General features: G+C 72.6%; 18 protein-coding genes and 1 pseudogene. 7 read left to right on the plus strand and 12 right to left on the minus strand.

Going from position 1 to position 17474, the window contains the following annotated elements; all coding sequences use genetic code 11:
* Nucleotides 1-71: 71 nt before the first annotated feature.
* A complete protein-coding gene (locus N5I75_RS30490) occupies nt 72-665 on the plus strand; it encodes a TetR/AcrR family transcriptional regulator (protein WP_476682740.1) in 594 nt (197 codons plus the stop codon).
* Here the strand turns inward: N5I75_RS30490 and N5I75_RS30495 are convergent, their stop codons facing one another.
* Nucleotides 666-1445 (minus strand): LysR family substrate-binding domain-containing protein, encoded by a 780-nt coding sequence (locus N5I75_RS30495; RefSeq protein ID WP_476682742.1) that lies wholly within the window; start codon nt 1443-1445, stop codon nt 666-668. It lies immediately after the preceding gene.
* A gap of 68 nt (nt 1446-1513) precedes the next feature.
* Between N5I75_RS30495 and N5I75_RS30500 the strand changes: the two genes are divergently transcribed.
* Entirely contained in the window at nt 1514-1921 is a 408-nt protein-coding gene (locus tag N5I75_RS30500) for a DUF5997 family protein (protein ID WP_476682744.1), read from the plus strand.
* Here N5I75_RS30500 and N5I75_RS30505 read toward each other — a convergent pair.
* Nucleotides 1912-3102, minus strand: coding sequence for an MFS transporter (locus N5I75_RS30505; protein ID WP_476682745.1), 1191 nt, complete (start codon nt 3100-3102; stop codon nt 1912-1914). The genes N5I75_RS30500 and N5I75_RS30505 overlap by 10 nt on opposite strands.
* 1 nt (nt 3103) lies before the next feature.
* Complete coding sequence (locus tag N5I75_RS30510) at nt 3104-3679, minus strand: helix-turn-helix domain-containing protein (RefSeq protein WP_476682747.1); 576 nt, start codon at nt 3677-3679, stop codon at nt 3104-3106.
* Between N5I75_RS30510 and N5I75_RS30515 the strand changes: the two genes are divergently transcribed.
* Nucleotides 3678-4199: an N-acetyltransferase family protein gene (locus tag N5I75_RS30515; protein WP_476682749.1), complete on the plus strand. Its 522-nt coding sequence runs from the start codon at nt 3678-3680 to the stop codon at nt 4197-4199. The two genes, N5I75_RS30510 and N5I75_RS30515, sit on opposite strands and share 2 nt — an antisense overlap.
* Before the next feature lie 30 nt (nt 4200-4229).
* Here N5I75_RS30515 and N5I75_RS30520 read toward each other — a convergent pair whose 3' ends face one another.
* Nucleotides 4230-4544: an ANTAR domain-containing protein gene (locus N5I75_RS30520; protein WP_476682751.1), complete on the minus strand. Its 315-nt coding sequence runs from the start codon at nt 4542-4544 to the stop codon at nt 4230-4232.
* A 215-nt stretch (nt 4545-4759) separates the two neighbouring features.
* Between N5I75_RS30520 and N5I75_RS30525 the strand changes: the two genes are divergently transcribed.
* Complete coding sequence (locus N5I75_RS30525) at nt 4760-5719, plus strand: helix-turn-helix domain-containing protein (protein WP_476682753.1); 960 nt, start codon at nt 4760-4762, stop codon at nt 5717-5719.
* Nucleotides 5720-5760: 41 nt separating this feature from the next.
* On the plus strand, nt 5761-6135 hold the full coding sequence (locus N5I75_RS30530) for an ANTAR domain-containing protein (protein ID WP_476682755.1): 375 nt from the start codon (nt 5761-5763) through the stop codon (nt 6133-6135).
* 44 nt (nt 6136-6179) lie between these two features.
* On the opposite strand, the gene N5I75_RS30535 is transcribed toward N5I75_RS30530, so the two are convergent.
* The 6 genes from N5I75_RS30535 to N5I75_RS30560 all read right to left on the minus strand — a co-directional run bounded on the left by N5I75_RS30535 (nt 6180) and on the right by N5I75_RS30560 (nt 12794).
* The gene (locus N5I75_RS30535; protein ID WP_476683126.1) at nt 6180-7439 is read right to left on the minus strand and encodes an MFS transporter; all 1260 of its coding nucleotides are present in this window, start codon (nt 7437-7439) and stop codon (nt 6180-6182) included.
* Nucleotides 7423-7995, minus strand: coding sequence for a GNAT family N-acetyltransferase (locus N5I75_RS30540; protein ID WP_476682756.1), 573 nt, complete (start codon nt 7993-7995; stop codon nt 7423-7425). The genes N5I75_RS30535 and N5I75_RS30540 overlap by 17 nt, the downstream gene beginning before the upstream one ends.
* Nucleotides 7992-9287, minus strand: coding sequence for a type III PLP-dependent enzyme (locus tag N5I75_RS30545; protein WP_476682758.1), 1296 nt, complete (start codon nt 9285-9287; stop codon nt 7992-7994). Before N5I75_RS30545 ends, N5I75_RS30540 begins: the two co-directional genes overlap by 4 nt.
* Complete coding sequence (locus tag N5I75_RS30550) at nt 9284-10612, minus strand: DUF6271 family protein (RefSeq protein ID WP_476682760.1); 1329 nt, start codon at nt 10610-10612, stop codon at nt 9284-9286. Before N5I75_RS30550 ends, N5I75_RS30545 begins: the two co-directional genes overlap by 4 nt.
* Nucleotides 10594-11667, minus strand: a complete 1074-nt coding sequence (locus tag N5I75_RS30555; protein ID WP_476682762.1) for a phytanoyl-CoA dioxygenase family protein — start codon at nt 11665-11667, stop codon at nt 10594-10596. Before N5I75_RS30555 ends, N5I75_RS30550 begins: the two co-directional genes overlap by 19 nt.
* 704 nt (nt 11668-12371) lie before the next feature.
* On the minus strand, nt 12372-12794 hold the full coding sequence (locus N5I75_RS30560) for a YjbQ family protein (RefSeq protein ID WP_476682764.1): 423 nt from the start codon (nt 12792-12794) through the stop codon (nt 12372-12374).
* Between the two features lie 59 nt (nt 12795-12853).
* On the opposite strand from N5I75_RS30560, the pseudogene N5I75_RS30565 reads away from it, so the two are divergent.
* Nucleotides 12854-13103 (plus strand): annotated as a pseudogene (locus N5I75_RS30565) (alkanesulfonate monooxygenase); the annotation flags it as partial.
* A 249-nt stretch (nt 13104-13352) separates the two neighbouring features.
* A complete protein-coding gene (locus N5I75_RS30570; RefSeq protein ID WP_476683128.1) occupies nt 13353-14444 on the plus strand; it encodes an NAD(P)-binding domain-containing protein in 1092 nt (363 codons plus the stop codon).
* Between the two features lie 120 nt (nt 14445-14564).
* Here N5I75_RS30570 and mltG read toward each other — a convergent pair whose 3' ends face one another.
* On the minus strand, nt 14565-15389 hold the full coding sequence (mltG, locus tag N5I75_RS30575) for an endolytic transglycosylase MltG (protein WP_476682766.1): 825 nt from the start codon (nt 15387-15389) through the stop codon (nt 14565-14567).
* Nucleotides 15390-15491: 102 nt separating this feature from the next.
* Nucleotides 15492-17405, minus strand: a complete 1914-nt coding sequence (locus N5I75_RS30580; RefSeq protein WP_476682768.1) for an ABC transporter ATP-binding protein — start codon at nt 17403-17405, stop codon at nt 15492-15494.
* Nucleotides 17406-17474 lie beyond the last annotated feature (69 nt).

Here is a 17474-nt window from a genome sequence, read left to right on the forward strand (position 1 = left end):
CTCCGCACGAACGTAGTGGACAACTGTCCGGTCAGCAAGGACCATTCCGCGCCACGACCCGAGGAGGCGGCGTGCAGCACCCGAAGAAGCAGCCGGGCCTGCGCTCGGACGCCCAGCGGAACCGCGAGCGCATCCTCGAAGTGGCCCTGGCCGAACTCACCTGCTCCGCGGACACCCCGCTGAGCGCGATCGCGCGCAAGGCCGGCGTCGGGCAGGGCACGTTCTACCGCAACTTCCCCAGCAGGGAAGCCCTGGTCCTCGAGGTCTACCGGTACGAGGTGCAGCAAGTCGCCGAGACGGCCGCCCAGTTGCTGTGCGCCCGGCCGCCGGAGGTGGCGCTGCGCGAGTGGATGGACCGGCTCGCCCAGTACGCCATGGCGAAGGCGGGCCTCGCGGACGCGCTGCGCGAGGCGACGACGGCCCGCGGCGCCTTCAAGAGCCTCTCGCACGGCCCGCTGACCCAGGCCGTCACGCTGCTGCTCACCGCCAACTCGGAGGCGGGCACGATCCGGCCCGGCGTCAGCGCGGACGACTTCATGCTGGCGATCGCGGGGCTGTGGCTGGTGGACCCGCACAGCGACTGGCAGGCCCGCACGAAACGGCTGCTCGACCTGGTGATGGACGGGCTGCGGGCAGGGGCGCCGGGCCCGGCGGGCGGGTCCTGACTACGAGCGCTTGCGCGGCTTCCCGCGCTTGGCGCCGCCCTGCTTGCCGCCCTGCTTGTTTCCGGGCTTGGGGCGGCCCGCGCCGCGTGCGGGTGCCTTGCGGGGCGCGGCCTGCGCCGGCTTCTTCTTGGCCGGCGCCTTCTCCTGCTGCGGGCTCTGCCGCCCCCGCGAGCTGTTCACCGTCCGGCCGCGCACGATGCCGATGAAGTCCTCGACCTGGTCGGTGGTCCGCTCCTCGGGCCAGGCCAGGGCGACGTCCGAGCCCGGCGCGTCCGTGACCGGCCGGTAGGTGAGGTCGCGGCGGTGGTGCAGGCGGGCCAGGGACTGCGGCACGACGAGGAGGCCGACCCCGGCCGCGACCAGTTCGACGGCGTCGGCGGTGGTGGCGGGCCGCTCGAAGGCGGGCTGCCCCGGCGGACGCTCCCAGTCCATGACGTCGTCGAGGGGGTGCTGCACGATCTCCTCGGCGAGATCCGCGAGCGTGACCTCCTCGACCGCGGCCACGACATGGTCCTTCGGTACCAGGACGACGGTCGTCTCGGTGTAGAGGGGGATCGCGCTGAAGAACGTACGGTCCACGGGCAGGCGCACGAGGCCCGCGTCGGCCTCGCCGCGCCGCAGGACGTCCGCCGCGTCGGCGGCGTCGACCGGAACGAGGGCGAGCGGGGTGCCGGGCAGGCGCTCGTTCCAGATCCGCACCCACTTGGCGGGGGTCGCTCCGGGTACGTACGCGAGCCGGAACGAGGGGGCCTGTGCGGGGGTCTTCTCCGTGCCTGTCACCCCGCAAGGCTACCCGGCGCGGTCACGCGTGGTCGGACCTCTGCCCCGCGCTCGATACCCTTGACCTCATGAGTTCCGATCAGAACACCCAGACCATGAAGCCCGCCACGGCGGCGAAGAAGCTGGGTGTGTACCTCGAGGCCACGCCCGCCGAGTTCCGTGAGGGCGTCGTCTCGCGCGGCGAGCTGGCCGCGCTGCAGGCCGACCCGCCGCAGTGGCTGCGGGACCTGCGCGCGAACGGCCCGCACCCCCGCCCGGTCGCCGCGGAGAAGCTGGGCGTCTCCATCGCGGGGCTCGCCCGCGGCGGCGTCACCGAGCCGCTCACCACCGAGCAGATCACCGCTCTCAAGGACGAGAACCCGGAGTGGCTCCAGAAGGAGCGGGCGACGCAGGCGGACGTCCGCAAGGAGAACGTCCGCGTGAAGAAGCTCCACGCGGAGCAGGCGCGGAAGCGGGAGCAGCGGGCTCAGGACTGACCGCGGCGCGGTGCTCGTGGCTCGGCCCGGCGCAGTGCCAGCAGGCCCGCCGCGGCCAGTGCGGCGAGGACCGTGCCGGACGCGGCGGGCCAGCCGCCGGACGCGACGAGGGGCGCGGCGAGCGCCGAGCCGATCACGCCCGCGAGGAAGTAGAGCAGCAGGTAGACGCCGCTGAGGCTGCCCGCCCGCGCCGGGTCGATGCCGAGGATGCGGGTCTGGTTGGCGGCCTGGGCCGTGAAGCAGCCCGCGTCGACGAGGGCGAGCCCCGCCGCGGTGACGGCGGGCCGGTCCAGACCGGTGCAGAGCAGCGCGGCCCCGGCCGCCGCCACGGCCATGCTCGCGCAGATCACCGCGCGCGGCCCGAACCGGTCGCCGAGCCGCCCGGCGACCGGCAGCGCGGCGAACCCGAGGGCCCCGGCGAGGCTGTACAGGCCGATGGCCGCGGCGTCGAGGCCGTACGGGGGCTGGGCGAGGCGCAGGGTGAGCGCGACCCAGACGAGGCTGAACGCGAAGTACCACAGGCTGCCGGTGAGCACCGCGCGGCGCAGGGCCGGGTGGCGCCGCAGGGAGCCGGGCAGCGCGGTCAGCGTGGCGAGGTAGCTCCCACTCGGCGCGGGCCGCGCGTCCGGCAGCCGCCACCACGCCCCGGCGGCGCAGGCGAGCACGAGCCCGGTGCAGCAGAGCAGCATGCCGCGCCAGCCGAAGGCGTCCGCGAGCGCACCGCCGACCAGCCGGCTCAGCAGGATCCCGGCCGACATCCCGGCGGCGACCACCGCGACGGCCGCCCCGCGCCGCCTTTCCGGCACACCTCGCCCGGCGATGGTCGAGGCCATCGCGCTGACACTGGCCCCCGCGCCGACGACCCCGTACGCGACGAGCAGCACCCCGAGCCCACGGGCCGACGCCGCGAGCAGCAACCCGGCGCTCAGGAGCGCGAGCTGCCCGGCGACGAGCCGCCGCGGCGCCGCCCGGTCCGCGAGGGGCAGCAGGAAGGCGAACCCCGCGATGCATCCGGCGAGCGCGGCGGTGGTGACGAGCCCGATGGCGGCGGCCGACGTACCGGTGTCCCGGGCGATGTCGCCGAGGGCGGGCTGGACGGCGTAGTTGTTGGCCAGCGCCACCCCGGCGACACACCCGAGCAGCCCGACGCCACCGCGCCGCAGCACCGCGACCGGACTCACCTCAGGGCCCCTCTCCCCGGACGAGCACGACCGCGTACCGGCACACCCGCCCGGTCGCGTTCTCGAAGACGCAGGCGGTGGGCGGGCCCAGTTCGACGGTGTCGCCCGCGCCCAGTTCGTGCACCGTGTCGCCCTCGTGGAAGGTGAGGCGGCCCTCGACGACCCAGATGAGCTGGCGGTGGAAGGCGAACGCCGCCGCGGGGTACGGGACCCGGGCCCCGGCGGGCAGCCGGACCTCGGCGACCTCGGCGGGGAAGCCGGGCCCGGAGAGCTGGCGCCGCTCGTAGCCGGTCCCGGGGTCGGTCCAGCGGGGCGCGGACTCCTCGCGCCGCACCCGGTCCGCCTCCGTACCCGCCTCGGGGTCGAGCAGCGTGGCGACGCTCAGCCGGAACGCGGCCGACAGCTTGCCGAGGACGACGGCGGTGGGGTTGCTCTCGCCCCGTTCGATCCGGTGGATCATCGCCCGGGAGACCCCGGACTCCTCCGCGAGTTCGGACAGCGTCCAGCGCCGCCGGTCCCGCTCGGCGCGGATGCGACCGCCGATCCGCGCGACCAGGGGGTCTACGATGTTGGACATGAATCCACCATACGAGACGGGGGCGCGGGCGGTGACGGTCCGCCCGGCCCGCGCGGGCGACCTCGACGCGGTCCTCGCCATCCGCAACCACGCCATCGAGCACGGCACGGCGCTGTGGACGGACACGCCGCAGACCCGTGCCGAGGGCGCGGCCTGGCTCGGCGCGCACCTGGGGCGGGGTTCGGCGTACGTCGCCGAGGACGACGGCACGGTCGTCGGGTTCGGCGTCTACGGCCCCTGGAAGGACTACTCCGGTTTCCGCCACACCGCCGAGAACTCGGTGTACGTGGCCGAGGGCCATCACGGCAAGGGCATCGGCTCCGCCCTGCTCACCACACTCATCAGGTCCGCCGAGGCCGCGGGCCTGCACGTGATGATCGCCGGGATCGAGGCGGGCAACAAGGCGTCGGTCCGGCTGCACGAACGGCACGGGTTCGAGCACGCGGGCACGGTGCGCGAGGTGGGGACGAAGTTCGGCCGGTGGCTCGACCTGACGCTGATGCGGCTTCCGCTGGAGTAGGGGCCCGCGGGAGCACGGGCACCCGCCGCGTCAGGACGTACGCTGCAGCGCGCTGTCCAGCGCGCCTCGTGTCCGGTCCGGCAGCGGCCGGCCGTTCGCCCACCCGACGACCTGCCCGGCGATGTCCCTGAGCTTGGTGTTGGTGTGCTGCGAGACCTGTTTGAGGACGTCCCAGCCCTCGTCGGGGGTGAGCCGGCCGAGCACGATGACGACGCCTATCGCCTGGTCGACGACGATGTGCGAGGCGATGGCCTGGCGCAGCTGCCGCACCTCCGCCCGCAACCCGGTGAGGTGGTCGGCCGGTTCGGCCGATCCGGCCGATTCCGCTGAATTGTCCCTGTTCATCACACCCCACCGCCTTCCTCGCGACCGACGTGACCACCAACGATCCAGGGGCTTGTCGCGGCACCGCGACACCGTGGGCGAACAGCACCATGGGCGGCCGTCCACAAAACGAACTCTTTTGACTCGTCCTTTCTCCCCGGCGTGCTTGCGCGGTGCCCGGGAGCCGTAGGCTCCTGTCAGAAGCACGGGCACGGAACAGGCGAGGTGAAGGCGGTATGCAGACCCTGCACTTCGACAGCAGCGACATCGGGGTGACCGAGGAGTTCCTGAGCCGCGCGTACGCGCGCATGCACATCGGCAACGGCACCCCCGGGACCAGCCGCGCGCAGATCCGCCGCGACACCATGCCCGGCGTGAGCATCGACGAACTCGACCTCGACTTCGACATGCGCTACGAGGTGACACCGCTCGGCAAGATCTGCCTGTGCGTCGTCCACGACGGCACGATCCAGGACCACGGGTTCGCCGGGGTCGAGGACGCCTTCGGCCCGGGTGACGTGGTCTCCTTCGCCCCGCCCGAACTCCCCTACAAGGGGCGGATCGTCGGCGCGCGCTACAACATCACGATGCTGGACCCGGCTCTGCTGAACCAGGTCGCGGGGAACGATCCGCGGTCGGGTCCGGGGCCCGTGCGGCTCACCGGGCACCGGCCGGTCTCCGCCGCCGGGGCGCAGCATCTGCGGCGCACGATCATCCACGTACGCGATGCGGTCCTCGGTGATCCCGAGGTGGCGGAGCAGCCGCTGGTGACGTCGACGGCGGCGCAGCATCTGGCGGCGGCCGTCCTCGCCGCGTTCCCGCACACCGCGCTCACCGAGCCGACCACGAACGACCGCAACGACGCCCATCCGCGCTCCCTGCGCCGCGCCCTCACCTACATGGAGGACCACGCGCACGAGCCGCTGACAGTGGCCGAGATCGCGGCCGTGGCCCATGTGACCGTGCGCGGCCTGCAGTACGCGTTCCGCCGCCACCTGGACACGACGCCGCTGGCACACCTGCGCCGCATCAGGCTCTCGCACGCCCACCACGACCTGCTGAACTCCGACCCGTCCAGGGGCGACACGGTGACGTCGATCGCGGCGGGCTGGGGCTTCTACCATCCCGGCCGGTTCGCGTCGCTCTACCGCGCGGCCTACGGCCGTCCGCCCCACCACACCCTCGCGGGCCGCTGACGCCCGCCTCCCTTGTTTCTCCCCAGCCCCCGGAGGACTACTTGCACACTGATCCGAGCCCACGTCCGGACACGCACGAGGACGGGTCCGTCGCCGACGAGCGGACGCGGCTTGAGGCGCAGGCCGCGCGTCTGCGCCACATGGTGCGCGGCCGCGCGGTCGTGGACCAGGCCGTCGGCGTGCTTCTCACCCTCGGCCGGATCACCCCGGCCGAGGCGTGGGACGTGCTGCGCCAGGTCTCCGAGCGCACCGCCGTCCCGCTGCGGGAGACCGCCGCGCACCTGGTCGACTACGCCCGCTCCGGCGACCTCCCCGACGCGCTCCGCGAAGAGGTGGAGCGGCACCTGCCGGGCCCGTGGCGGCGGGAACTGCCGGACACGGGTACACGTATCGTCCGGCGCCGCTCCGCCCCGTAGGGCCTCGGTACGCCGACCATGTGCCGGCGCCGTCTCGACGCCGACTACGTGCCCGGCGCCGTCTCGACCGGCGGCGCCGTCACCGTCGTCGTCCCCTCCGCGGTGTCGGCGGTGTCCGCGGTCTCCGCGGCGTCCTGCCAGCGGATCCGCGTGCCGCACAGGCAGACGACGGCAGCCGCCCCCGCGACCACCCCCAGGCCCCACACCAGGCTGCTCGCGCCCGCGACGAAGCCGATCAGGGGCGGGCCCGCGAGCAGGCCCGTCGTGCCCATGGCCGCCACGAGCGCCAGCGCGTCGGAGCCCTGCCGGGCGGCGGCCACGTAGACGCACGGGGTGACGGCCGCGATGCCGAGACCCACGCAGGCGAAGCCGGTCAGGGCCGTCACCACGTTGCCGCCGAGGAGGGCGAGGACGAGGCCCGCGGTGGCGAGGGCGCTGCCGATCACGACGACCTTGCCGTCGCCGAAACGGCCGCGCCAGCCGTCCGCGAAGAGCCGGGCGAGCACCATCATCCCGGAGACGACGGCGATGCCGAGCGGCGCCAACTGGTGCGAGGCGTCGACGACTTCACGCATGTAGAGCGTGGACCAGTCGTTCATGGCGCCCTCGGTGACCGTGCCGAACGCCATCGCGCAGCACATCCAGAGCACCACGCGCGACGGCATGGCCCGCTTGCCGCGCCGCGCCTTCTTCTTCTCGGTTCCCTCCCGTGCCGGTGCGTCGTCGGTGAGCAGTCCGGTCCTGGCGTACGCGCCGAGCAGGACGAGCAGGGCCGCGGCGACGGCGAAGTGGGCGGTGACCGAGGGCGTCATCGCCGTCATCCGGGAGGCGAGCAGCGCGGCGAGCAGGGAGCCGCCGCTGAACGTGGCGTGCAGCCGGGCCATCGTGGTCCGCTCGAAGCGGGCCTCGAGCGCGGCGCCCTGCGCGTTCATGGCCACGTTGAGGCAGCCGACGAGGACGCCGTCGAGGCCGAGGACGAGGAGGGCGAGCGGGAAGTTCGGCGCGGCGGCCAGGGCGAAGAGCAGCGCGGCGAGGCCGAGCGCGGAGAGCAGGGCGAGCCGCTGGGAGCCGAGCCGCCGCATCAGCGGGTCCACCAGCGGGAACGAGACGACGGCGCCGATCCCGGCGGCCATGAGGAGGACACCGACCTCGGCCGCGTTGAGCCCCAGGTCGTCCTTGAGAGCGGGGATGCGCGCGGCCCAGGTGGCGTACTGGAACCCGAGGGAGCAGAACAGCGCGGCGATCGCCCACTGGTGCCGGCGGAAGGAGGTGGCCGGGGGCGCGGTATCAGGGGACACGCACATCACTCTTTTCGAGCTGTTCATAGGGGGTTGCTTCGAGCGGGCCGGTTTCAAGCGGCAGGGACATGTAGACGGCGTGGGCGCCGTACTCGCCGCCCGGGGCGACGACCCCGGGGTGCGCGCCGAATCCGCGCGCCGCCCAGAACGCCTCCGCCCCGCCGACGGAGACCAGCGACACACGGTCGTACGCGCGGGACCGCGCGACCGCGCAGAGGTGGCGCACCAGCTGCCGGGCGAACCCCTGCCGGCGCAGCTCGGGCGCCACCACGAGGTCGTGGAGGTGGAGGTTGCGGGCCGGTACGGCGGACAGCCCCGTGCTCTCGCGCGCCCGCCGCAGATCCGGGTAGGACCCGTGCGGGTACGGCAGCGCCAGCACGTACCCGGCGAGTCGGGGACCGGCGTGCGCGGCGAAACACGTCTCGGGCGAGGCGTCGCGCCAGGCCCGCAGGGCGGCCTGCCCCTCCGTCAGTCCGAGACGTGCGTACGCCCGCGCCTCCAGGGCGGTGATGGCGGGCCAGTCCCGTTCGGCGATGGCGCGGATGCGGACGGTGTCGTTCATGCCGGGCCGCCTGCGCAGTGGTGCGGGAGCGGGGCGAAGCCGTTGAAGCCGCGGGTCATGTAGCTGGCGGCGTAGGCACCGCTGGACCGCACCTCGACGGGGTCCCCGGAGCGGAGCCCCCTCGGCACGCTGACGAGGCCGGGGAAGGCGTCGTCGCTGTCGCAGGTGGGGCCCGCCACGCGCGCGAGGACGCGGTCGGCGCCGGGATCGGCGCCCGGGAAGACGAGCGGGTACTGCAGGGCGTCCGTCTCGTAGAGCCCGTTGAAGCGGCCGACGCTCAGATACAGCCAGTGCCGGTCCTCGCCGTCGGGTCCGCGGCGCCGGGTCATACGTACCACGTGGGCGTGGACGGTGCCGTGGTCGGCGACGAGATGGCGTCCCGGCTCGACGACGAAGTGGAGCGGGTCGCCGTGCAGGTCCCGCAGGTGCCGCATGCCCTCGCGGAGCACGGCGAAGATCTTGTCGAGCGGGGGGTCGAGCGGTGTCCCGTACCGGTCGGCGTAGCCGAGGGCGGGCAGGCCGCCGCCGAGGTTGACGTGGTCGAGGACGAGGCCGCGCCGGCGGAGCGCGGTGAGGGTCTCGGCGAGGTCGGCGAAGGCGTCCTGCCAGGCGTCCGCGGACATCTGCTGCGATCCGACGTGCACGGAGAGCCCGGCGGGCACTAGCTTCGACTCCCGCGCCGCTCCCATCACCTGTACGGCCTCGTCGGGATCGCAGCCGAACTTCTCGCTCAGCCCCCACAGCGCCCCTTCGCCGCTCGTCGCGAGGCGGCAGAAGACGCGGGCGCCGGGCGCGTGCGCCGCCACGGCCCGTACGTCCTCGACGGTGTCGGTGGCGAAGTCGCGGATGCCGAGCCGGTGGGCGTCCGCGATGTTCCGGTCGGACTTCACGGTGTTGCCGTAGTGGATCCGTCCGACGGGGACGCCCGCGCGGAGTGCCTGCGTGATCTCCTGCGGCCCGGCGGCGTCGACCCCGCTCCCCCGCCCGGCGAGGAACCGGAGCACGTCATCCACCGGGCACGCCTTGAGCGCGAACCGCACGCGGACGCCCGGGAGTTCGCGGAGCAGGGCGTCGTACTGGGCACCGATCCCGTCGAGGTCGTACACGATCCGGTCGCCGGGGGCGGCTGCGGGGGTGGTCGCGGCTGCGGCGGCGGTGGCGGTTGCGGCGGTGGTCGCGGCTGCGGCGGCGGCGGCGGTTGCGGCGGTGGTCGCGGCGGCGGCGACATGCGCGACTGTGTCGGTGGCCGTGGTTGCGGCGCTATGCGCGACTGTGTCGGTGGTCGCGGTCATCGGGCCGGCTCCGCCGTGTGGTGGACGGGGGTGACGCGGGCGGCGCGGACGAGCGCACCCCACTCCTCCGTCAGCAGGGCGAAGTCGGCCATGTCGCTCCGCGCCTCGTGCAGCAGCCGCTCGCGCTCGCCGGCGAGGCGGTCGGCCAACTCCGCGTAGCGTCCGCCGAGTCTGCGGTACGAGGCGTCGAGGACGTCGAGCCGTCGTACGTTCTCGGCGGGGTCGAGCTGGACGCTCTCGCGGACGAGCGCGGCGACGACATCGGCGCGGACCTGGCCGAGTTCGTCGTCGAGCAGCGTGTCACCGGCCTCGGCCATCCGCTCGTAGACGTGGTGCAGGTACAGCATCGACAGCAGGAACTTGGCGAACCGCGTCTGGTAGGCGAGGAAGCCCTCCCCCGTCCTGCGCTCCTTGGTGTGGAAGTTGACGATGTCCCGGTTGTGCAGCACGCCCGGGAGCCCCGCGTCGTGGACGAGGTGGATGAGGAAGTAGTCGCTGCCGATCGTGTCGGTGGCGGGCGGCAGCGGTACGCGCTCGTGGACCCCGTGGAAGGCGATGTTGCACATGTCGACGCGCATCGGGTCGACGAGGGTGAGCAGCGTCCGGTCGTGCGTGAACGGCTCGGTCCCGGCGCCGAGGAACGACTCGGCGGCCAGCTCCGCGCGTTGCTCGGCGGACCAGTGCCCGGGGGCCCACAGCCCGACGATGTCGGTGTAGACGTCCGGGTCGAGCGCCTTGATCTCGGCGATGTCCACGGAGAGCGCGCCGACGAAGGAGGCCCCGGCCATGGCGACCCGGCGGCCCTGGGCCGCGGTGGTGAGGGCGGTCTCGTCGACCGCCGCGGCGGCGTCGGCGGCCCGGCGCCCGAGGGTGCGCAGTTCGTGGTGGACGGGGAAGACGGGGCGCCCGTCGGCCTTCTGGTACCGGCTGTCGGAGTCCCTGCGGTGCACGGACTCGCAGCCGAGAGCGGCGGCCACCAGGAACGCCCGGTTGGTGCAGGCACCGTAGGAGACGCGGTCCGGGAGCATGAGGTCGAGCAGGAGATCGGGCTTGCTGGTGCCGCTCCGCTCGATCACGGCGCGCAGGAAGGCGCGCTGCTCGTCCTCGTCGAGGTGGTGGACGGTGATCCGGGGGTGCGGAGGGAGGTCGTTCAGGACGGCCCGGTGCCGGGCGCGTACCGCCGCGTCCTGGCAGGAGTCGAGGACGACCACCCGCACCTCCACGTCACCGAAGTTCTCGACGGCGTACGCGGCTTCCTCGCCGAGGGCGGTGAGGGCATCGGCGCAGGGCCGGTTGGTCGGCAGCGTCAGGCAGATACGGCGCACGCCGCCCCCTCCCGCGCACCGTGCCGCGGTCCGCCCCAGGACTCCAGGCCCAGGAGCTTGGCGCCCAGGTCGGTGAGGTCGGCGGTGCCGTACCGGAGCGCCTCGGGACGGTCAGCGTCGCCGAGCAGGGTCGCGTTCCAGGTCGGGGTGGTGAGGTCGCGCCAGGAGTCGACGCGGGAGCGGCGCAGCGTCTCGTGCGTCTCGAGCGCGGGCATCATCGACAGGTACTGCACGGCGCGGATGCTGCTCTCGGAGGTGTTCGGGGCGACGCCGTGCGCGAGCATGCCGTTGAAGATGAGCAGGTCCCCGGCTTCCAGGTCGGGCCGCACGACCGGCATCTCGTCGCGGTCGATACGGGGCCGGATGGGGTCCCGGCCCTCGGGCTGCAGCGCGGCCCACCGGTCGAAGCGCCGGAACAGCTCGGGACAGCACTGGAACCCGCCGGTCTCGGGGCTCGTGTCGTTCAGCGCGATGATCCCCTGGACGCGCTGCGGCAGCATGCTGGCCGTGGTGTCGACGTCCCAGTGCAGCTCGATGTCGAACCCTTCCTCGGTGGGCGCGATCAGCTCACGGGAACGGTTCCTGATGTTGGGCGGGTTGAGGTTGAGCCGGTCGAGCGTGACCCACAGCTCCTCGCTGTCCCACACGTCGACGAACGCGTCGTACACGCGCTGCGTCTGCCGGCTGTCCCACAGCAACTGGTGGTGGTACGCCTCCACGAAGCCGTAGACGTGCAGGTCACGGTCGAGGTCGCTGCGGAACTTGCGCTCCTCGTACCAGGTGTCGGGCCGGTCGGGGTCGAGCCCCTGGAACTCGTGGGCGAAGTCGAGCAGCCGCCCGGCGGCGGCCCGGGATATCGCCTGCTTCACGACGACGTACCCGTACGTCTGCCAGAAGGCGAAGTCTTCCGGCGACAGCACTCTGAGCGGCCGCGTCTTGCGCAGGTGGCGCAGTTGCGTCTGCGCCAGATAGCTCTCACCGTCCGCACTGAGGTACGGCAGCTCGCCGGCGGCGCGGTGGAGGTACGGGGCGGGGGGTGACACGGGGTGTTCCAAGACTCGTTCCTTCGGTGCAACCACGTCGGCCTCCGGCGGGGAGGCGACGGGTGGGAGGTGACGTAGGAGGAGATGGCGGAGGGCGTCGCGGACGCGGGCGACGAGGTGTACGCGGGTTCGGAGGCCTGCGAGGGCGACGGGTGGTCGACGCCCGGGCAGCTCGCGGGGCGACGGCGCGGGACGGCCCCGACGGAGTGCTCCGCACATCCGCCGACGACCCGGCGCCCCTCAATTTGGACTAGACCAACTGAGGCTGTCAACAGTGGAATTGACCTTGCCCCGGGCCGGAGTGTCGGGTTACTCGCAGGTCACATGCCTGATCGGCGGAGATTGCGGGGCGCGTCAACTTGGGCCTTGACAGCGCGGGTTGAAGCGGCAATGTTAGTGGTCTATACCAGGCCAGGCCCCCCCGGAAACCCTCAAGGAGGCATGGCACCTACAGTCCTGTCCGGCTTGCCGCTACCTGCTCAGGCCGGCCGGGACGAGATCGGAGGCGGTGTCCATCACGCCCCGATCATCCAGTCGGGCCACATCGCCGGACTCACCCTGCACGTCAGTGGTCCCGTTCGCGGTCAGGACGGCTGACGGCTGGGGACGGGCGCGAGGAACGGCTGTCGCGGAGCGCGCTGCCCTGGGGCTTGGCATGGCGGGCATCGCATGGCATGCATGGCATGGCATCCAGGGCAGCAGCACGCGGCCGCATCTCAGCCGAGGAAGCTCAGGCGGACCTTGCGCTCCGGGTTGTCCTTGTTGGTGTCGACCAGGCACACCGACTGCCACGTGCCGAGTTCCAGGGAGCCGCCGACCACCGGCAGTGTCGCGTGCGGGGGTACGAACGCCGGGAGTACGTGGTCGCGGCCGTGGCCGGGGCTGCCGTGGCGGTGCTGCCAGCGGTCGTCGGCCGGGAGGAGGGTGTGCAGGGCGGAGAGGAGGTCGTCGTCGCTGCCGGCGCCCGTCTCGATGACGGCGATACCGGCCGTGGCGTGCGGCACGAAGATGTTGAGCAGGCCGTCGCGACCCCGGGCGGCCTCGCGGAGGAAGGATTCGCAGTCGCGGGTGAGGTCGACGACTCGTTCGTCGGAGCCGGTGGAGAGGTTCAGGATGCGGGTCGTGAATGCGTCGGACATGGGGTCATTGTCGCTCCGACGGTCTCGGTCTGCCCGCAGCGCGGGGGTGAGGGGCGCCGCGCGACTCCGCGAGCGACGCCTGGGCGACGGCCAACCGGCTCCTCGACGACCTCTCCCCCGAGACGGTCGCCACCGCGCAGGCCGCGCTCGGTCGCAGCTAATCCGTCGGGCAGCAGCGGATGCTGGCGCTGCACGGCGGCACGCGCGACGGGCTCGGGATCGCGCCGAACCTGTGGGCGGGGATCGGCCTGGTGCGGGGCGGCGCCGGGACCGCACCAGGCCGGCAGTCACGCGGAGGTCGCCGACCAGAGTGCGCCGCTCCTGGTCGCGGGCGGGCGTTGAGCGCGGCGGAGTGACGGGAAGATCCCGCGCCCCGGTCGAGTTGGTACAAGCGTGGACGAGTTCGGGGAAGTCGGAGCAAGCGGCGGAAGCGTCGGCGGGGCGGGCGGCTCGGCCGAGGTGGCGCGGGGTACGGGTGCGCGGCCGGAAAGCGCCGCCGCGCCCGTCGATGCTCACGTCGACATCGATATCGACACTGACAGCGGCATCGGCATCGGCATCGACAACGGCTTCGACATCGACGTCGTCGTCATCGGTGCCGGTCAGGCTGGTCTCTCCGCCGCCCACCATCTCCGCCGCGTCGGGTTCGAGCCGGAGCGGGACTTCGTCGTGCTCGACCACGCGCCCCGGCCCGGCGGTGCCTGGCAGTTCCGGTGGCCCTCGCTCACGTACGGCAAGGTGCACGGGATGCACTCCCTGCCCGGCATGGAGCTGACCGGCGCCGACCCCGCGCGCCCCTCGTCGGAGGTCATCGCCGCGTACTTCGAGGCGTACGAGGACCGGTTCGACCTGCGCGTACGGCGGCCCGTCGAGGTGCGGCGGGTGCGCGAAGGAGACGGCGGGCGACTGCGCGTCGAGACCTCGGACGGGGTCTGGTCGACGCGTGCGCTGATCAACGCGACCGGGACCTGGGACAAGCCGTTCTGGCCGCGCTACCCCGGGCAGGAGACGTTCCGCGGGCGGCAGCTGCACACCGCGCAGTACCCGGGGCCGGAGGCGTTCGCAGGACAGCGGGTCGTCGTGGTCGGCGGCGGTGCGTCCGGGACACAGCACCTCATGGAGATCGCCCCGTTCGCCGCCGCGACGACCTGGGTGACGCGCCGCCCGCCGGTCTTCCGCGAGGGGCCCTTCGACGAGGAGCGCGGACGGGAGGCGGTGGCGATGGTCGAGGAGCGGGTGCGGCAGGGGCTCACGCCGCTGAGCGTCGTCTCGGTGACGGGCCTGCCGCTCAACGACGCGATCCGCGAGGCTCGCGCCAACGGTGTCCTCGACCGCCTCCCCATGTTCGACCGGATCACTCCGACTGGCGTGGCCTGGGACGACGGCCACACGGTCGAGGCCGATGTCATCCTCTGGGCCACCGGTTTCCGCGCCGCCATCGACCATCTCGCCCCGCTGAAGCTGCGCGAGGCCGGCGGCGGCATCCGGATGGAGGGCACGCGGGCCGCTCTGGATCCGCGGGTGCATCTGGTCGGGTACGGGCCGTCGGCAAGCACGATCGGCGCGAACCGTGCGGGGCGCGCGGCGGTGCGGGATGTGCAGCGGCTGCTGCGGACGGAGGGGGAGGACATGCCGGGGGCTGCGGCCTAGACGGGCGGGCTGCGTGGGGTTAATCGCCGAGGAGGCCCCGCATTGGGCGGGCTCCGCGTGAGCAGGCCCCCGCGCCGGAAAAAGGCGCTCGCGCCGAGCAGCCGCCGCCCTAGTCCTGCCCTAGTCCGTCTTCCCCTGGTACCTGTTGAACTCCGCCACGTTCCTCCGCTGCTCGGCGTAGTCCGAGGTGAAGCGGGTGTCGCCCGGCTTGACCGTGACGAAGTAGAGCCAGTCGCCACGCGTCGGCCGCGTCGCCGCCTTCAAGGCCGTGTCCCCGGGGTTGCCGATCGGCGAGGGCGGCAGCCCCTTGCGGGCGTACGTGTTGTACGGGCTGTCCGCCTTGGTGTCCTGATGGCTGGTGTCCAGCGTGGAACGGTTGAGCGCGTAGTTGATGGTCGAGTCCATCTGCAACGGCATCCCGTGGCCGAGCCGGTTGTAGATGACACGGGCCACCCGGCCCATGTCCTTCTCGTTGTCCGCCTCCGCCTCGACGATGCTCGCGACGGTGACCGTCTGGTACAGGTTCACCGGTGTCCGGTCACCGCTCGCGGCGGCCTGACTGCCGTCGAACCTCTTGGTGGCCGTGTCGACCATGTACGAGAGCACCGACTCCGGGGTCGACTTGTCGTCAATGGGGTACGTCGCCGGGAACAGGTACCCCTCGGGGTTGCCGCCCGCCTCCTCCGGAAGCCGGAGCTTCGCCTTCGGCACGGCCTTCCTGGTGGCTCCGGCGGGCAGATCGAGCGCCTTGTCGACGGCGGCGTAGACCTGACTCGACCGCCAGCCCTCCGGAACGGTCAGGGCGCTGGGCTTCTCCTCGTCACCGGTCATGGTCAGCGGCACCACGACCGCGGCGGCCACCACGACAGCTCCGGTCACGATCAGGGCGATACGCCCCTTGCGCGTGAGTCGCAGCGGGCCCCGTCGCGGAGTCTGGTTCGGCATGGAAGTACGATAACCCGCACATCAGGGCGTTACGGACATATGCGCAGCTCCGTGCCTCCCCGAGGTCACCTGCAGACCGCCGACGAGCCGCCCGTCCGGGGCTCAGGCCGCCGTCTCGAGACGCGCGTCACGCTGAACCAGCGCCGCGTACCGGCCTTCCTTGCCGAGCAGCTCCTCGTGCGTGCCGCGCTCGGCTATGCGGCCGCCGTCCAGGACCACGATCTGGTCGGCGCCGCGGATCGTGGAGAGGCGGTGCGCGATGGTGAGCGTGGTGCGGTCGGCCGAGAGGGCGTCGATCGCTTCCTGCACCGCGTGCTCGGTACGGGTGTCGAGCGCGCTCGTCGCCTCGTCGAGGATGAGGATCGGCGGGTCGCGCAGGATGGTGCGGGCGATGGCCAAGCGCTGCTTCTCGCCGCCGGAGAAGCGGTGGCCCCGCTCGCCGACCACTGTGTCGTACCCGTCGGGCAGAGCGGCTATGTGGTCGTGGATCTGGGCCGCGGCGGCCGCCGCGTGAAGCTCCTCGTCGGTGGCGTCCGGCTTGGCGAACCGGAGGTTGTCGGCGACCGAGGCGTGGAAGAGGTACGTCTCCTGCGAGACGACGCCGACCGCGCGCGCGAGGGTGTCGAAGTCCAGGTCGCGCACGTCGAACCCGTCGATCGTGACGCGGCCGCCCGTGACGTCGTAGAGGCGCGGCACGAGGTAGCTGAGCGTGGACTTTCCGGAGCCGGTCGGGCCGACCACGGCGAGACTGCCACCGGCCGGGACGGTGATGTCTATGCCGTCGAGAATCAGCTTCTGCCGCTCCTGCCGCTTCTGCTGATCCCGCTGACCGTCGGCATCGGCGCCGACATCGACAACGGCATCGGCATCGGCATCGGCATCGGCGGACACCTCCGCATCTGCGTCGATCCCGTCGTAACGGAACTCCACATCCTCGAAACGGACCTCGCCCTTGACGCTGTCGAGATGCACGGCGTCCTCGCGCTCGGTGATGTCGACGCGCAGGTCGAGGTATTCGAAGATGCGCTGGAACAGCGCGAGCGAGGTCTGGATCTGGACTCCGGTCTGCAGCAGGCTCACCGTCGGCCGGAACAGCCCTTGCTGGAGCGAGACGAACGCGACGAGCGTGCCGATGGAGACGCTCGGGCCGCCGAGCTGGAAGGCGAGGCCGGCCGCCCAGTAGATGAACGCGGGCATGGCGGCCATGACGATGCTGATGACGGCCATGCGCCAGCGGCCCGCCATGTTCGAGCGCACCTCCAGGTCGACGAGGCGGTCCGACTCGTCGGAGAAGGACTTGGTCAGGGAGTCGGCGCGGCCCATGGTGCGGCCAAGGAGGATGCCGCTGACGGAGAGCGACTCGGTGACCGTGGCGGCCATGGCGGCCATCTGCTTCTGGCGCTGGGTGGCGATCTTCTTGCGCTCGCGGCCGACGCGGCGGGCTATCCACACGAAGACGGGCAGCAGAAGCAGGGAGACGACGGTGAGCCGCCAGTCCAGGGCGACCATGGCGACGATCGTGGCGACGACGCTCGTCAGGTTCGACACCAGGGACGTCGCCGTGGAGGTCACCGTCGCCTGCATGCCGCCGATGTCGTTGGCGATGCGGGACTGGACCTCGCCGGTGCGGGTCCGGGTGAAGAAGGCGAGCGACATGCTCTGCAGCCGTCCGTAGACGGCCGTGCGCAGGTCGTGCATGACGCGCTGGCCGACCGTCGTCGAGATCAGTGTCTGCAGGACACCGAAGACGCTGGTGACGACGGCGCTGAGGATCATGCCGAGGGCGAGCAGGCTGAGCAGCCCGGTCCGGCCCTGCGGGATGGCGACGTCGAGGATCTCCTTCAGCAGGAACGGCGTCGCGACCGTGACCAGTGAGGCGGCGCCCACGAGCAGGCCGACGAGGGCGAGGCGGGCGCGGTAGGGGCGGAAGAGGGAGAGGATGCGGCGGATCTGCCGCGGCCGGCCCGATGTCCGGGCATCGGGGGGCGGCGTCCAGTCGATTGCGTCGCGGGGCATGGGCCTCCTAGGTAAAGGGAGAGACCGGCGGACAGCGTGCCGATCTCGACGTTGAGGAGCATAGCTCAT

The sequence above is a fragment of the Streptomyces sp. R818 genome (assembly GCF_056172735.1).

Coding starts and splice junctions, on each gene's coding strand:
- N5I75_RS30500 (WP_476682744.1), top strand. CDS start 1,514: ATGAGTTCCGATCAGAACACCCAGACCATGAAGCCCGCCACGGCGGCG.
- N5I75_RS30515 (WP_476682749.1), top strand. CDS start 3,678: ATGAATCCACCATACGAGACGGGGGCGCGGGCGGTGACGGTCCGCCCG.
- N5I75_RS30510 (WP_476682747.1), bottom strand. CDS start 3,679: ATGTCCAACATCGTAGACCCCCTGGTCGCGCGGATCGGCGGTCGCATC.
- N5I75_RS30520 (WP_476682751.1), bottom strand. CDS start 4,544: ATGAACAGGGACAATTCAGCGGAATCGGCCGGATCGGCCGAACCGGCC.
- N5I75_RS30525 (WP_476682753.1), top strand. CDS start 4,760: ATGCAGACCCTGCACTTCGACAGCAGCGACATCGGGGTGACCGAGGAG.
- N5I75_RS30535 (WP_476683126.1), bottom strand. CDS start 7,439: ATGTGCGTGTCCCCTGATACCGCGCCCCCGGCCACCTCCTTCCGCCGG.
- N5I75_RS30540 (WP_476682756.1), bottom strand. CDS start 7,995: ATGAACGACACCGTCCGCATCCGCGCCATCGCCGAACGGGACTGGCCC.
- N5I75_RS30545 (WP_476682758.1), bottom strand. CDS start 9,287: ATGACCGCGACCACCGACACAGTCGCGCATAGCGCCGCAACCACGGCC.
- N5I75_RS30560 (WP_476682764.1), bottom strand. CDS start 12,794: ATGTCCGACGCATTCACGACCCGCATCCTGAACCTCTCCACCGGCTCC.
- mltG (WP_476682766.1), bottom strand. CDS start 15,389: ATGCCGAACCAGACTCCGCGACGGGGCCCGCTGCGACTCACGCGCAAG.
- N5I75_RS30580 (WP_476682768.1), bottom strand. CDS start 17,405: ATGCCCCGCGACGCAATCGACTGGACGCCGCCCCCCGATGCCCGGACA.